This window comes from Arthrobacter sp. TJ-58 (assembly GCF_058269295.1).
In genome coordinates this window covers 828,805-843,208 of sequence record NZ_JBZCNM010000002.1, presented here as the reverse complement: position 1 = coordinate 843,208, position 14,404 = coordinate 828,805, and the positions used below count along the sequence as shown (strand labels likewise).

At 67.3% G+C, this 14,404-nt stretch carries 14 protein-coding genes; 1 reads left to right on the top strand and 13 read right to left on the bottom strand.

All coding sequences use genetic code 11. The features are described 5' to 3' along the window. Nucleotides 1–41: 41 nt before the first annotated feature. The 3 genes from AC4D2W_RS10135 to AC4D2W_RS10125 form a co-directional block, all read right to left on the bottom strand. Complete coding sequence (locus AC4D2W_RS10135; protein WP_490926749.1) at nucleotides 42–3,161, bottom strand: AAA family ATPase; 3,120 nt, start codon at nucleotides 3,159–3,161, stop codon at nucleotides 42–44. Beyond that, nucleotides 3,158–4,324 (bottom strand): exonuclease SbcCD subunit D, encoded by a 1,167-nt coding sequence (locus tag AC4D2W_RS10130; protein WP_490926748.1) that lies wholly within the window; start codon nucleotides 4,322–4,324, stop codon nucleotides 3,158–3,160. Before AC4D2W_RS10130 ends, AC4D2W_RS10135 begins: the two co-directional genes overlap by 4 nt. 163 nt (nucleotides 4,325–4,487) lie before the next feature. After that, on the bottom strand, nucleotides 4,488–5,465 hold the full coding sequence (locus AC4D2W_RS10125; RefSeq protein ID WP_490926747.1) for an MIP/aquaporin family protein: 978 nt from the start codon (nucleotides 5,463–5,465) through the stop codon (nucleotides 4,488–4,490). Nucleotides 5,466–5,637: 172 nt separating this feature from the next. Here AC4D2W_RS10125 and AC4D2W_RS10120 point away from each other — a divergent pair, with 172 nt between their 5' ends. Continuing rightward, complete coding sequence (locus tag AC4D2W_RS10120; protein WP_490926746.1) at nucleotides 5,638–6,756, top strand: ADP-ribosylglycohydrolase family protein; 1,119 nt, start codon at nucleotides 5,638–5,640, stop codon at nucleotides 6,754–6,756. Here the strand turns inward: AC4D2W_RS10120 and AC4D2W_RS10115 are convergent. From AC4D2W_RS10115 to clpS, 10 genes are all read right to left on the bottom strand, one after another. Next, nucleotides 6,753–7,745 (bottom strand): 3'-5' exonuclease, encoded by a 993-nt coding sequence (locus AC4D2W_RS10115; RefSeq protein ID WP_490926745.1) that lies wholly within the window; start codon nucleotides 7,743–7,745, stop codon nucleotides 6,753–6,755. The genes AC4D2W_RS10120 and AC4D2W_RS10115 overlap by 4 nt on opposite strands. A 106-nt stretch (nucleotides 7,746–7,851) precedes the next feature. Continuing rightward, nucleotides 7,852–8,577 carry a DedA family protein gene (locus tag AC4D2W_RS10110; RefSeq protein WP_490926744.1) on the bottom strand — a complete coding sequence of 242 codons (726 nt, stop codon included), beginning with the start codon at nucleotides 8,575–8,577 and terminating at the stop codon, nucleotides 7,852–7,854. 149 nt (nucleotides 8,578–8,726) lie between these two features. Then, nucleotides 8,727–9,359 (bottom strand): RdgB/HAM1 family non-canonical purine NTP pyrophosphatase, encoded by a 633-nt coding sequence (gene rdgB, locus AC4D2W_RS10105; RefSeq protein ID WP_490926743.1) that lies wholly within the window; start codon nucleotides 9,357–9,359, stop codon nucleotides 8,727–8,729. Then, on the bottom strand, nucleotides 9,356–10,150 hold the full coding sequence (gene rph, locus AC4D2W_RS10100) for a ribonuclease PH (protein WP_490926742.1): 795 nt from the start codon (nucleotides 10,148–10,150) through the stop codon (nucleotides 9,356–9,358). Before rph ends, rdgB begins: the two co-directional genes overlap by 4 nt. 301 nt (nucleotides 10,151–10,451) lie before the next feature. Beyond that, nucleotides 10,452–10,820 carry a hypothetical protein gene (locus AC4D2W_RS10095; protein WP_490926741.1) on the bottom strand — a complete coding sequence of 123 codons (369 nt, stop codon included), beginning with the start codon at nucleotides 10,818–10,820 and terminating at the stop codon, nucleotides 10,452–10,454. Next, nucleotides 10,792–11,388 carry a hypothetical protein gene (locus AC4D2W_RS10090; RefSeq protein ID WP_490926740.1) on the bottom strand — a complete coding sequence of 199 codons (597 nt, stop codon included), beginning with the start codon at nucleotides 11,386–11,388 and terminating at the stop codon, nucleotides 10,792–10,794. The genes AC4D2W_RS10095 and AC4D2W_RS10090 overlap by 29 nt, the downstream gene beginning before the upstream one ends. 110 nt (nucleotides 11,389–11,498) lie before the next feature. Further along, entirely contained in the window at nucleotides 11,499–12,350 is an 852-nt protein-coding gene (locus AC4D2W_RS10085) for an MBL fold metallo-hydrolase (RefSeq protein ID WP_490926739.1), read from the bottom strand. Next, nucleotides 12,347–13,303, bottom strand: coding sequence for a glutamate racemase (murI, locus tag AC4D2W_RS10080; RefSeq protein WP_490926830.1), 957 nt, complete (start codon nucleotides 13,301–13,303; stop codon nucleotides 12,347–12,349). Before murI ends, AC4D2W_RS10085 begins: the two co-directional genes overlap by 4 nt. Nucleotides 13,304–13,386: 83 nt before the next feature. Further along, nucleotides 13,387–13,944 carry a DUF2017 domain-containing protein gene (locus AC4D2W_RS10075; protein WP_490926738.1) on the bottom strand — a complete coding sequence of 186 codons (558 nt, stop codon included), beginning with the start codon at nucleotides 13,942–13,944 and terminating at the stop codon, nucleotides 13,387–13,389. Between the two features lie 84 nt (nucleotides 13,945–14,028). Next, nucleotides 14,029–14,361: an ATP-dependent Clp protease adapter ClpS gene (gene clpS, locus AC4D2W_RS10070; RefSeq protein WP_490926737.1), complete on the bottom strand. Its 333-nt coding sequence runs from the start codon at nucleotides 14,359–14,361 to the stop codon at nucleotides 14,029–14,031. Between the last annotated feature and the right edge of the window lie 43 nt (nucleotides 14,362–14,404).

The window sequence follows — 14,404 nt, the reverse complement described above, 5'->3', positions numbered from 1 at the left end:
CGGTGCCGATCGAGTTCCGGGGCCCGCCCGCCGCTGCGTGGTTACACCCCCACCGGGTCTCCGGCGGTGAACCGCACGGTGGATCCGTTGCGGCCCTTGGTGATCTGCAGCTGCGCACCGATCCGCTGCTTCATTTCCGCCACGTGGCTCACCAGCCCCACCACGCGGCCGCCGTCGCGCAGTCCTTCCAGCGCGTCCATGACCTGTTCCAGGGAGGTGTCGTCCAAGCTCCCGAAGCCCTCGTCCACAAACAGCGTTTCAATGCTCACCCCGCCGGCTTCCTGCTGAACCACGTCAGCCAGGCCGAGGGCCAGTGCCAGGGAGGCCATGAAGCTCTCTCCGCCGGACAGGGTTGACGTGTCCCGGTGCTGGCCGGTCCAGGCATCCGTGACGTGCAGCCCCAGGCCGGCCTTCTTATTGCCCGACGTGGAGTCACTGTGCACCAGGGCGTAACGTCCGCCGGTCATGGCGGAGAGCCGTTCAGTGGCTGCCGCCGCAACCTGTTCCAGTCGGGCGGCGAGCACGTAGGTGCTCAGCGTCATCTTGTAGCCGTTCTCCCCGAGACCGCGCGCGGTGTCAGTCACCGAGCGGAGAAGCTCATGCCGCTGCTCCAAGGGCTGGATGCGTTCCGCGGCGCCGGCCAGCTCGCGGCTGTAAGACTCCAGCGCATGTGTGGAGGCTTCGAGGAGACCCAGCCGCACCGAGCACCGGGTCAGCTGCGCCCGTGCCGCCGCAGCTGCCTCGGACGCCAGGACCACATCCTCCTCCTCGGGAACCGGGAGGGGTTCCCCGTGTCCGTCCAGTGCCGCGGACGAGTCCTCGCCCTCCCGGCGAAGGGCAAGCCGCTGCCCTTCCTCGTCGTATCGGGCCACTGTGAGCTGAAAATCAGCGGCAGCTGCGGAATCCAGCAGGGCATCGCGCACATCCTGCACCGTGGCGAAGTCCGATCCGAGCAGCCTGGCCGCGAGATCTTCGCGGGCTTCAGCCTCGTTTTCCCGTGCCGTCTGCAGCTCCGCCAGGCTGCTGCGCGCGGCCGTCAGCAGGAGGTGAAGTTCAGACAGGCAGTCAACCCGCTCGCCGAGGGACGCGAAGCCGTCCCGGGCTGCTTCCACCCGGCCGCTGAGCTGTTCGATCTGCCGTTCGCCTGACAACCGCTGCTCATCGGCCTGCGCTGCAGCGAGCAGCGCGGAGGATTCATCGTCGGCGAGCTGCTCGAGCTGCCGGGACAGCTCGGTGCGCCGGGCTGTTGCCTCGGCCAGCTTGCCGGCGGCCGCTGCAGCCGCGGCGAGTTCGGCGCCGGCTGCTTCTTCGCGGGCCCTGGCAGCACCGGCATCGCCGTCGCCGCCCTGGACCTTGAGCTCGGCGACCCGGCGACTGTCCCTGTCTGCCTGCAGCCGCGCAGCCTCGAACTCTTTCTCTGCGGTTTCGGTGCTCTGGCGGGCCTTGTCCTCGTCCTCTTTGGTGACGGCGCTCTCGCCGTCGGGCAGGGCCGCAGGTGCGGGGTGTTCGGCGCTTCCGCAGACCGGGCATCCCTGTCCGTCAACAAGCCGTCCGGCCAGTTCAGCTGCTGCCTGCTCCAGCCGGCGCTGGAGCTTGTCCTGCCATTCCTGGCGCCGGTCCTGGTAGACGCCGCGCAGCCGTGCTGCCTCGGCTTCGGATGCCGCTGCCGTCCGGGACGCTTCGGTGAAGTCTTCGATGGCGCGGGTTAGGGAGCGGGCCTGTTCCAGCTCGCTGCGTGCTGATTCCTGCTTGGATGCCTGTTCGCGCAGGGTGTCCAGTTCCCGGGCAAGGCCGTCTTCTTCGGTGCGGAGTTCCCCGGCGGCAGCTTCCGCAGCCGCCGCAGCAGCACGGCTTGCTGCGGCCCGTGTGGCGGCATCCGCACAGTCCGCTTCGAGCTCGCCTATGCGCTGTTCCTCGGCCAGGGCGGCTTCCGCTGATCCGCGTTCGCTGGTCAGACGGGCATCCGCGGCCGACAGCACCGGCAGCACGGCTTCCCGTGCCCGGCCGTTGTCTGCAGCCGTTTCCTGCCTGATGCCAAAACCGGCCGCCAACGGATGCTCGACCAGGGCCTGACGGGCCTGGTCCGCAGCGCTTTCTCGGCTTTCCAGCCGTTCCTGCGCCGTATCGACGGCCCGGACATAGCCGCTGAGCACCTCTGCCTGCAGGTGGCGGGCCAGGCTCTGGCGCACCGGTTCCACTTCCTCGCGGTGCCGGAGGTGGTCCTGTTCATCGCGTTCGAGCTGCTCACGTGCGATGCCGCGGGCACGGCGGTGCTCCACGTCCTGACGAAGGTCCTCGGCTTCGCGAAGCGCCGTCTCCAGGGCGGCGTGTTTTTCCCTTTCCTGCGCGGTGCGTTCTGCCAGCCGGCGGCGGAATTCTTCGACGGATTCGATTTCGCCTGCGGCGTCCTCCCCTGCCGGGTCGGGCAGCAGGCCGGCTCCGTCAACAGCATCGGCGGCGGATTCGCCGTCGTCGCCGCTGTCCGCCCACCTGTCCATTTCATCGCGTGCCCTGCGCAGGACGTGCTCACTCTCCGCCCGGGCGGCGACCAGCTCCCCGGCGGCGACGGCGAGATCATCCCTCAGCTGCGCTTCAATGTTCTCGAACCGGGTGGTTCCAAACAGTTTCTGCAGCAGGGCGGCCCGGGTGAGCGCGTCAGCTCGCAGGAAGGCGGCAAAGTCGCCCTGCGGCAGCATCACCACGCGGGTGAACTGTTCCTTGTCCATGCCCATGAGGGCCTGGATCTCCGCACCTGCCTCATCGTTGCGGGCGGTTTTCTGGATCCATTCCCCGTTAGCAAACTCGCGGAGCGTGGTTTTGGCCTGCTCGACCACCGTTTTTCCGGTGCCGCGCTTGGCCGGACGGTTCCACGCGGGATTGCGCACCACTTCAAAGCGGCGGTCGCCTGAACTGAATTCACACAGGACTTCCGGCGCGGTGTCCGGGGCGGCATGATCACTGCGCAGCCGCTTGGAGGTCTGCCGGGCGCCGGGAACGGATCCGTACAGGGCATAGCAGATGGCATCGAGGATGCTGGTTTTCCCTGCTCCGGTGGGGCCGTTGAGAAGGAACAGCCCGTGTGCTCCCAGTTCATCGAAATCGATGACCTGACGTTCGGCAAACGGACCGAACGCCTGGATTTCAAGCCGGTGGATCCTCACTGTGCCGCCTCCGCTGACTGGACTTTCGACAGGACCTCGGCGAAGAGCTGTTTCTCCTGTTCATCGGCACGGCGGGACCGCACGTGGTCCAGGAAGCCGCAGCAGATGTCCAGATCATCAGTGGCCCGCGCCAGCCGCTGGCTGTAGGTCTGGGTGGCGGTCCGCGGGCCCGACGCCGGCTCAAACGTGAGCACGAGGGTATCCGGGAAACGGGTGCGCAGCCGTTCCATGGCTTTCGCCGGACGCTCGTCGTCGGTGAGCGTGACCTGGCAGTAAGCGTCTTCAGCGTCGGTGAGCCCCGGATCGGCGAGCAGGTGCTCCAGCGTCCCCTTGAGCACGGCGAGCCGGCGCGGCGCCGGCCAGAGGACCGGTTCCACCGATGCCGGCCCGCCGCCGTCGAATTCCACCAGCAGCCCGCCCTTTTGCTGCCGCGCTTCGGAGAAGGAGTACGGCAGCGGAGAACCGCTGTACCGGACTGAGGAGCTCAGTTCCTGCCGCCCGTGCAGATGTCCCAGCGCGGTGTAGGCAAAGTCGTCAAAGAGGTCCAGGGGAACAGCACCGACGCCGCCCACGGTCAGGTCACGTTCACTGTCCGAGGTGATGCCGCCGCTGGCAAAAACATGGGCCATCGCCACGGGGATGACCGGCTGCCCCTCCGCGGCGCGTCGCTCAACGTCCGTCCGGATCCGGCGTACGGCCTCGCCCACGACACTGGCATGGTGCGGAACGTCAACGCCGAGCTCCGGGGCGGCCAGCCGCGGCTCAAGATAGGCAATGCCGTAGACGGCGACGGGAGCGCCGCCGTCCTGCGAAAGCAGCACCGGTTCCGCGATCTCGCTGATCCGGGTCCGCAGGTAGACGCCTCCGCGCTCGAAGATTTTGCTGCCGAAGCCCAGCCGGGCCGCGGAGTCGTGGTTGCCGCTGGAGAGGATGACCTTGGCTCCCGCGGCGGTGATGCGTTCCAGGGCCGAGTCGAGCAGGCGCACGACGTCGACTCCGGGCAGCGCGCGGTCGTACACGTCACCGGCGATCAGGACGGCATCCACGTCCTTCTCGCGGACCGTCTCGACCAGGCGGTCGATGAACTGCTGCTGGGCGCCGAGCATCCCCACGCCGTGGAAGGAACGGCCCAAATGCCAGTCGGAAGTGTGCAGTAATCGCATACCAACAAAACTACCCCGAGGCACCGACACTCCCCGGCCACCGGGAACATAAGAACGCCCACCCCCTTCCGCGGGTCCTGCTGCGGAAGGGGGCGGGCGGGGTAATGCTCGACGCCGGCGCCTGGCTGGCGGCGCGGGCTGCCAGCGGCGCCGGCTGCCCGGGCTAGGCCTTGGCGCTGCCCGGACGGTCGCCGTCGTCGTCGCCGTCGTCGAAGAACCCGCGGGCGTCGTCCTTCTTCTCCAGTGACACCGCATGCGGCGCAGCGGGAGCGGAGGTGCCGGCAGGCGCTGCGGGAGCGGCAGCTACTGCATGATCTACGTCATCAACGTCGGTTTCGGTTTCGGTATCTTCTGCCATGCGCTCACGGGCGGAAACCGTCAGGTCGACGCTGCGGTAGATCAGTCCGGTGATCAGCGCACCCAGGATCGGTGCTACCCAGAAGAGCCACAGCTGTTCCAGGGCGTCGGTGCCGGCGAAGATTGCCGCCGCCGTTGACCGTGCCGGGTTGAGGGAACCGCCGGTGATCGGGGCCAGGAAGGTCAGCAGGACGGCGTAGGTCACGCCCACGGCAAAGGCGGCCGAGATGGCGGGGATCCGGCCCTTGGAGGCGCCGAGGAACACGGCCACCAGCAGTGCGGTGCCCACTACCTCTGCGAGCAGGGCGCTGGCCAGCGGAAGACCAAGCTGGTAATCGGGGCCGTAGCCGTTGGCGAGCGCGGTGAAGATGTCCGAGCGCTGTGCAATCTCGGCCGGGACGCCCTGGAACACTACCCACAGGATCAGGAACGCCAGGAGCGCACCGATAAGCTGTGCCACCACGTAGACGGGAAGGGCCTTCCAGGACGTGCGGCCGGCTGCGGCGCTGCCCAGGCTGATGGCGGGGTTGAAGTGGCCCCCGGAGACATAGCCGAAGGCCACCATGCCGGCTGCGGCGGCCAGTCCGACGGCCAGGGGCGCCGAGACGCCGCCGGTGGAGCTGAAGATGGCGGCGGCCGTGGCGAAGACCAGCAGGAAGGAACCGATGAATTCCGCGGCGCTGCGCCCCAACAGCCCGTAGCTGTGCAGCGGCTTGCGGCGTCCGGGTCCGACGGCAGGGCGCACAGCGCGTGCGCCGCCTGCAGAGATGGGATCAGCATTCATTGGCAAAAGTTTCCTCTTCCTAGTTATTGCGGCATGGCGGTCGGCTCTCCGTGGAGCCGCCGCCGCCCCGAGCCGTATCTTCGGCGCCGGGGCAAACTCCACCAGCCTCCCATCCCGCGCTGTGAAGTTCCTGTGGGCGCGCTCACTGGGGGACCCTCGATATGCTGGAACGGTGAGTCCTAACCCTGAAAATGTCCCTGCCGCCGAGTCCTCGCCTGCGGAGCCCGATGCAGCTTCCTTCCATCTTCCGTCGAACGGGCAGTCAGGCAAAGTAGTTGGCTGTCTGCTGGGCGGCGCGTTGGGCGATGCCCTGGGCTATGCCGTGGAGTTTTCCAAACTGTCCGAGATCCGGTCAGCCTTTGGCCCTGACGGGCTCCGGGACTTTGCGGCGCTGCCGTCGCCCGTCCCGTTTTCCGATGACACACAGATGACCCTCTACACCCTGGACGGACTGCTGGAGGCGCTGGAATGGGCCAACCAGGGCCTGGGCGCGGATGAGACAGCCTGTATCTGGCTGGCCTACCTGCGCTGGCTGAAGACACAGGGGGTCCCCCTGGATCCCGGTGCTCCCAGCCCGCCGCTGCGCTGGATTGATTCGCAGACCGTCCTGCACCAGCGCCGCGCACCCGGTAACGCCTGCATTTCCGGCCTTTCGGGACCGGACATGGGCACCAAGTTCCGCCCGGTCAACCCGGACTCCAAGGGATGCGGAACGGTGATGCGCTCCGCTCCCTTTGGGCTGCTCCCCTACGTCGAGTCCGAAATGGTGTACCGGCTCAGCGAAGATGCTGCGGCGCTGACGCACGGACATCCGTCCGCCCTGCACTCCGCTGCGGTGTTCTCCACCCTCATCCACGATCTGCTTGCGCCGGACGCCTCCCTGCAGCAGGCCGCGGATGAGGCTGTGCGCCGGGCCGCGGACAGCGGGGTGCCGGAACTGGCCGCCCGGCTCACCGCGGCGGTGGAGCTGGCCCGCTCCGGACCGGTCTCCCCCGAGGCGCTCACCGCTGCCCTGGGCGAGGGGTGGGTGGCCGAAGAAGCACTGGCCATCGGGCTCTACGCGGCCCTGGCCGCTGCCTCGGCCGGCTCGCCGCAGGAGCACTTCCGGGCAGCGCTGGCGCTGGCCGTCAACCACGACGGCGACAGCGACTCCACCGGCTCCATCACCGGCAACATCCTGGGCACTCTCTACGGCGCCGCCGCGCTGCCGGCCGCCTGGCTGGCAGCCCTGGAGGGCCGGGACGTCATCGAGGAGCTGGCGCGGCAGTTCACCGCCGCCACCGCGGGCTAAGCGCCGCCCAGCAGCCGCAGGAATTCCGGCTCGGAAAGCACCTCAATGCGCTGCCCCTTGCCATGCAGGTCCAGGACCCGGCGGGCCTTGCCCGTCAGGACGCCGTTGCGCAGGTCCCCGGCCTCAAAACCGTCCCCCATCACCAGCACGGTGGTGGCCCGGGTGACGTTGGAAGCAGGCCTGGCACCGAGATCGGCTGCCCGGTTCTTGGCGGACTGGCGTGACATGCCGAGGTTGCCGCTGAACACCACGGTCTGCCCGTAGAGGGGGTGGTCCGGGTCGGCCGCCGGGTTGGGGGCCGGGTTCTCCCCCTCGGACGGCCACCCTGCCCAGCCGGTGGCCGCTGCCTTGGCTTCGGTTCCGGTTCCGCGTTCCAGCGCTGCCCGGGTGGCCTTGGACAGGACATCCACGCCGGGGATATAGGCGGGCAGCCGGGACGGAACCATGCCCTGTCCCGTGAAGAACTCCGGCATGTCCGCCGCACCGCTGCGGCGCACAATGTCCAGCATGATTCCGGCGCACGCACGCGCGTCCTCGACGGCGTCGTGGTGGTTCTGCAGCGGCACCCCGGCGGCCTCGGCCGCGAACGGCAGCGAGTGCGATGCCAGGGAATAGGTCCGGCGGGAGTGGACCACTGAACAGGTGTAGTCATAGGCCGGGCCGGGCAGATCGGAGACCTCCAGCGCGGAGCGGATCACGCCCATGTCAAAGGCGGCGTTGTGGGCCACCAAAAGGTCCTCGCCGATGAATGCACCGATTTCCGGAAACAGTTCGCCGAAGCGCGGGGCTCCGGCCACCATCTCCGCTTCGATGCCGTGGATGCGGATGTTGCGGCGGTCAAAGAAGTCGTGGCCGGCGGGCGGGCGCATCAGCCAGGACGTCTCGTCGACGACGACGCCGTCCCGCACCTTGACCAGCCCCACCGAACAGGGAGAACCCCGGAATCCGTTGGCCGTTTCGAAGTCAATGGCCGTGAATTCAATTCCCACGCGGTGTTCGGTTCCTTAGATTTCTGCCTGCAGACACTGCTGCGGTGATGCGGTTTTTCGTACGTGCCGGGGTGCTGGTGAAACGGAGAGTAAAGGCCGGTCCGGACTATTCGCCGTCGACCGGCTCGGCCGGCTGGACCGGACCGACCGGCTGCTGCGCCGAAGCCGACTTCTTGCGGCGGTGCGAGCGGACCTTACTGATCACAAACCACACTGCCACCAGAACACACACAACAATGACGATCTTCTGGAAGACGCCGGCGTATTCCTCAACCACGTGCCAGCTCTCGCCCAGGTAGTAGCCGGAAAAGACGAAGATGGCGTTCCAGATGAGGCTGCCTGCAGTTGTCAGGCCCAGGAACTTCCAGATGGGCATCCGTTCGATGCCGGCGGGAATGGAGATCAGGCTCCGGAAGATGGGGATCATGCGCCCGAAGAACACGGCCTTGGATCCGTGGCGGTTGAACCAGGCTTCCACCTTGTCCACGTCCTCCAGGTCCACCAGGGGAACCTTGGACACCAGTGCCCGCATCCGGCGCCGGCCAAGCCAGGCACCGAGTCCGTACAGCGCCCAGGCGCCGATAACGGAGCCCAGCGTTGTCCAGATCAGGGCCGCGACGAGGGAGAAGTTGCCCTGGCTGGCGGTGAATCCTGCCAGCGGCAGGATGACCTCGCTGGGCAGCGGCGGAAAGAGGTTTTCCAGGGCGATGGCCAAACCTGCGCCCGGAGCACCGATGGTCTCCATGACGCTGACGGCCCAGTCGGCGACCCCTCCCAGCGCCGATCCGTCGGAATTGGCGGTGGCAACTGAGGCAAGAATCTGTGTAGTCATATTGCCCTCAATTCTGCCTTAGGAGCGGCCGGGGCGGAAACCCGACACCGCCGGCCCCGCGGATTGGCCCTTCTTCCCTGCTGCGCGAAGGCGGTGCGGAAGCCTGCGGGCACGCGGTGATCGGTCCGCGCAGGCTCCCGCAAAGACACTCAGGCCAGGGCCTCGATGATGGCCGGCAGCAGCGCCCTGAAGGCCTGCCCGCGGTGGCTGATGGCGTTTTTCTCCTCCGGGCTCAGCTCGGCGCAGCTGCGGTCCAGTCCCTCGGGCTGCAGGATGGGGTCATAGCCGAATCCCCCGTTTCCGCGCGGTGCGGCCAGAAGCGTCCCGCGCAGCTCGGCACGCTCCACCGTGGTGGCTCCATCGGGCAGCGCCAGTGCGGCGGCGCAGACGAAGGCTGCGCCTCTGTGCTCCTCGCCGATATCCGACAGCTGGGCGAGCAGGAGGTCCAGGTTGGCGGCGTCGTCGCCGTGCCGGCCGGACCAGCGGGCGGAGAAGATGCCCGGAGCCCCGCCCAGGACATCCACGGCCAGCCCGGAATCATCCGCGATGGCGGCCAGCCCGGTCGCCTCAGCGACCGCACGCGCCTTCAACAGCGAGTTGGCCTCGAAAGTGACGCCGGTTTCGGGGACATCCGGAACGCCCGCGGCGGCCGCATCAATCACCTGCGTGTCGACGTCGAGCCCCTCGATCCGCCCGCGCAGCAGTTCGCGCAGCTCCCGCAGCTTACCGGCGTTGCGCGTAGCCAGGACCAGGCGGGCCTGAGCGGGAACGACGGCGGTCATACCGTTTCCTTAAGGGCCTCACCGAGGGTCCGGCGCTGGATTTCGGCCAGTTCCGAAGTGCCCAGCAGGGCCAGGTCAAGGAGGGCGTTCAGCTCGTCGCGGTCAAACGGTGCACCTTCGGCAGTGCCCTGGACCTCCACGAACTTTCCGGATCCGGTCACCACCACGTTCATGTCGGTTTCGGCGCGGACGTCTTCCACATACGGCAGGTCCAGCATGGGCACCCCGTCGATGATGCCCACGCTGATGGCCGCTACCGTGTCCAGCAGCGGGTTGGCGTTCTTGGCAATGAGCTTGTTCTCCTTGGCCCAGGCCAGGGCGTCGGCGAGGGCCACGTAGGCGCCGGTGATCGCGGCGGTGCGGGTGCCGCCGTCGGCCTGCAGTACGTCGCAGTCCAGGACAATGGTGTTTTCGCCCAGCGCCTTGGTGTCGATGATGGAGCGCAGCGAGCGGCCGATCAGCCGGGAAATCTCGTGCGTGCGCCCGCCCAGCTTGCCCTTCACGGATTCACGGGCGTTGCGGGTGTTGGTGGCGCGGGGCAGCATGGCGTATTCAGCGGTGACCCAGCCCTTGCCTTCGCCCTTGAGCCAGCGGGGAACGCCGGCCGTCAGGGACGCGGTGCACAGCACCTTGGTGTTGCCGAATTCGATCAGCGCGGATCCTTCGGCCTGCTTGGACCAGCCGCGGGTGATGGTGATGTCGCGCAGCTGGTCGGGGGTGCGGCCGTCGGAACGGACGACGGCGGTGCCTGCGGAGGGCGTGGAGGAAGAACTGTTTGCGGCTGTAGTCATGCGCCCAGTCTATCGGCCGGCTCCGCGGGGCAGGCCGCAGCGGGGGCCCTGGTCCCCCCGGCTTTCCCTCGTGGCTGATACCTGCCTGAGGTTGTGCCATCACACGGATCCGCGACCGCCTGTTCAGGACCACCCAACAGGAAGACCACGTCAGATACAGCCCGGCCGATTTTCTCCATGACCGCTGCGATGCGTCCGGACTTGGGAACGGGGAATGGGAACGACATGGTCACAGCAAGGCGCCCGCCAAAATGCGTCATATTGCCGGACGTACACGTTCTAGGCTGCGCGACGGAGCCGACTACTGTTTGAGCTGGCTGTGGGCCGCCGCGGCTTCACCGGATGCGACCACTGACTCATCGTCATCATCCATGGGGAGAACCAACACGGCGCCTGCCGGCCGAGCTGCGACATCGCCCATCAGTTTCTCCAGTACCGCCCCGGTAGCCAGGCGGAAGGCCGCCGCCTGCCTGTCGGGTGAAGCCTCTGCTCCCGACACGTCGATGGAGGGCGGGTCAGGCAGGCTGGCAAGCTTCTTCACCGGAGCCGGTGTTTCACGGCCCAATTTTCCGTCGAGAGAGACACGCAGCCGCGCAGCCGAAATATCCCGCCCCAGTTCGGCCAGGAATTCAGCTGCCTCGTTACGGCTCAGCTTGTGCGTTTCGCTCATTGCCGTCCTCTCGGTCGCCCGTGTCGTTCCCATTGTGCTCTTCCTTGCCTGCCTCGTCCATGACCCGCTGGTACGCGGCTAAGTAGTCATCGCCGATGATGCCCTGGGCGGCCATGGCCTGAAGCGTACTTGACGCTGTATCCATGGTCTCCTCTGCCTGGGCAGCGCTTGATGCTGCCGTCGGACGCCATGCCGGGTCCAGCAGTGTCAGATCCTCATCATCGACCTTGCCGGCCGCAGTGAGTCGATCCAGCATCTTGAATCCAAGGTCCTGCCGCTTGACCTGATCGGACAGGGAAGCGTCCAGGGCCCATTGGACCCTCTTCCACCACTCAGCCCGGTCATCGGCGCGGCGGCGTTCAGCCATGGCGTTCCGGTTATCCTCAGACTGCTTTTCCGCATTGATTCTCTGCCTACGGACGGAAGCCAGCCCGATCCACAACGTAACCCCAGCACCAATGAGGACGGCCAACGGGCTCAGGGCAGCGGCGATTTCCCACCACGCCGGATCGGCACGGGCTAGTTCCGCCGCCTGACGGGCGATCTCTTCAAGCTGTTCCTCATCCATTGCGGGCCAGCCTAGCTGCTGTCCTGCCAGCTACGGGTGAGCGCCGCCACGTACTGGACATGCCCTCTCTGCAGCCCCGCGATCCAACTGGCCGGCCGCAGCGGGGGCGGTCAGCCCGCGGGCAGGACTCCGCGGTTGACTGCCAATCCCGCGGTAAAGGGGCTGCCGACGTCGTAGGAGACGCCCGCAACGGCCACCGCGAGGTCTCCGGCATAGGTTTCCCGCGCCTCGGACACTGAGGCGTTCGCGTCATTCCACACCGGCAGGTGGGTGAGCAGCAGGCGGCGGGCGCTGGCTGCCGAGGCGGCTGCGCCGGCGCGCTTTCCGGTCAGGTGCACGCCTTCAATCGCGTCGTCGCGGCCTTCGTGGAAGGCTGCTTCGCACAGGAAGACGTCGCTCTCACGGGCGGCCTCTTCCAGGCCGTCGCAGGAGTCCGTGTCTCCCGAGTAGGCCAGGGTGTGCACTACGGGGAGGCCCTCAGCGTCGAAGCCCGGTGCCTCCACGCGCAGGGCGTACGCTTCCTCGGCCGGATGCAGGACCGGGTAGGGCGTAACCGTGAACGGCCCGATGGTGACGGCCTCGCGGCTGGTCCAGTGCTGGAACTCGAAGTCCTCATGCATGCCCGGATCGGCGGGCAGGCCGTAAGCCGTGGCCATCCGGTCCGCCGTGTCCTTGGGACCCCACACCGTGATGCGGTCGCGGTTCCATCCTTCGGGGTCCCAGTGCACGGCCACGTGCAGGCCGCACAGGTCCATGCAGTGGTCCGGATGCAGGTGAGTCAGCAGGACCGCATCAATGTCGCGCAGGTCCATGTAGCGCTGCAGTGCGCCCAGGGAGCCGTTGCCCAGGTCCAGGAGGATGCGCCAGTCGCGTTCGCCGTCGTTGGCGGTCACGAGATAGCAGCTGGCGGGTGAGGCCGGGCCCGGAAAGGACCCGCTGCAACCCACAATGGTCAGTTTCATAAGGTGCCGTTCCGAAGGGCGCCGGGCGGCCTTCCGTGGTTGCGGTGAGTGGAGCGGTCTGCGGCGACCATGTCCGGAGTGATCCGGGCCATGCTGCCGGTGGGGTAGTGGGCGGCCACGTTGTCCACATGCTCAACGCTGAGGACTTCGGGGCCGAGGAAGCGCCGCGCGAGCAGTTCAAACGACGTCGAATCCCCGGTGGCCACGAAATGGTGCTCCGGAGCGGTTTGAGCCGTGCGCTGCAGATTATGGGAGATCAGTGCCCGGTAAACGTCCTTGGCGGTTTCCTCGGCACTGGAAACCAGCGTGACACCGTCGCCCATGACATAGGAGATCACACCGGTCAGCAGCGGGTAGTGCGTGCAGCCCAGCACCAGGGTGTCCACGTCCCGAGCCTTCAGCGGGGCCAGGTATTCTTCGGCCGTGGCCAGCAGATCGGGTCCGGCAGTGACACCGGCTTCCACGAATTCCACGAAGGCCGGGCAGGCGACGGAGGAGATCTCCAGGTGCGGGGCGGCGGCAAACGTGTCGTTGTAGGCCCGTGAGCCAACGGTGGCTTCGGTGCCGATCACGCCCACCCGCCCGGAGCGTGTGGCGGAGACGGCCCGCCGCACCGCGGGCTGGATGACTTCGATGACGGGAATGCCGTAGCGGCGGGTGTAACGCTCACGGGCGTCCCGGAGGACGGCGGCGGAGGCGGTGTTGCAGGCGATCACCAGAAGCTTGACGCCGGAATCCACCAGTTCATCCATCACGCCAAGCGCATTGGCCCGGACTTCGGCGATGGGAAGGGGACCATACGGCCCCTTGGCGGTGTCCCCCACGTAAAGAATCGACTCATTGGGCAGCTGGTCGATCACCGCGCGGGCAACCGTCAGGCCTCCCACGCCGGAGTCGAAAATACCAATGGGGGCGTCCTGGCGCTGTGCATTCGGCGATTCGGTCATCAGCATGGAACTACCCGGGTCAGAGCTCATAATGTAACGACAATAGCCCCCGGGCGGCCCGCCGCGTACTTAGGCCGGAGTGCTCTTGATCACAGCAGGGAGCGTGTCATCGCCTGCATGAGTGTCTCCTGGAGCCAGGTGACAAAGTTGTACACCAGGGCCAGGTAACCGTCCACGTCCTGTGCCTTCGACGGGTCCGTGATGCCGTGCAGGCGCTCGGCGTCTTCGTCCGTTTCCAGGTCCAGCCGGTCCGCGAGGACCAGCCGTACATCGTTGAGAGCCCGGGCAAAATACTGGGCCTGTTCGGGGTTCAGCAGCAGCGGCTTGGACTCCAGGAGCAGAGCAGATGCCCGCAGCGCACCGGTCTTGTCCTCCCTCAGCGAGCGCTCGGTCAGGCGGCGGAATTCGAGGGCTTCGTCGTCGTCGCCCATCACGCCGTCCGGCAGCAGCCGGCGCAGTGCGGAGTCGGACGGGACACGTGCACTGGTGTCCAAACCCACCATCGCGGCGAGCGGGTCGGTATCCGCAGGGGTGTCCGGTTCCAGCATGCCGAGCACATCGGCGAAAAGGCTGCGCAGCAGCTCCCGCTCCCCCGCCTCCAGCGATGCTGAGATTCCCTTGCGGGTGACCTTGAATCCGGTTGCCACGTTTGTCCTATCCGCCGGCCGGGGGCCGGTCTGTGCTGCGCGTTGGTGCTGCTCGGTGCTGGAAAGCCGGGCCGGCGGTGCGGCCTACGGCTCGTCCGTCTTCTGGAAGGTGGCCCAGAGGCCAAAGGAATGCATCGCCACGGTGTCGCGCTCCGCAGATTCCCGCGAGCCGGCTGCCACCACCGATTTTCCCTGTTCGTGCACTTCCATCATGAGCTTGTTGGCCTTGGCTTCCGAGTAGCCGAAATAGCTGCGGAACACGTAGCTGACGTAGCTCATCAGGTTGACGGGGTCATTCCACACAATGACCACCCAGGGCACGTCATTGTCCACCAGGGACTCCGTCCCGGTCCGCTCGAGGGTATCGGTGCCGGGCGACGTGCCCAGCACAGCGCCGGCTGCAGTGCTCAAAGTCATGACTCCAATTGTAGGTTGGACGAGGTTCCCGAACCGCCAGCGG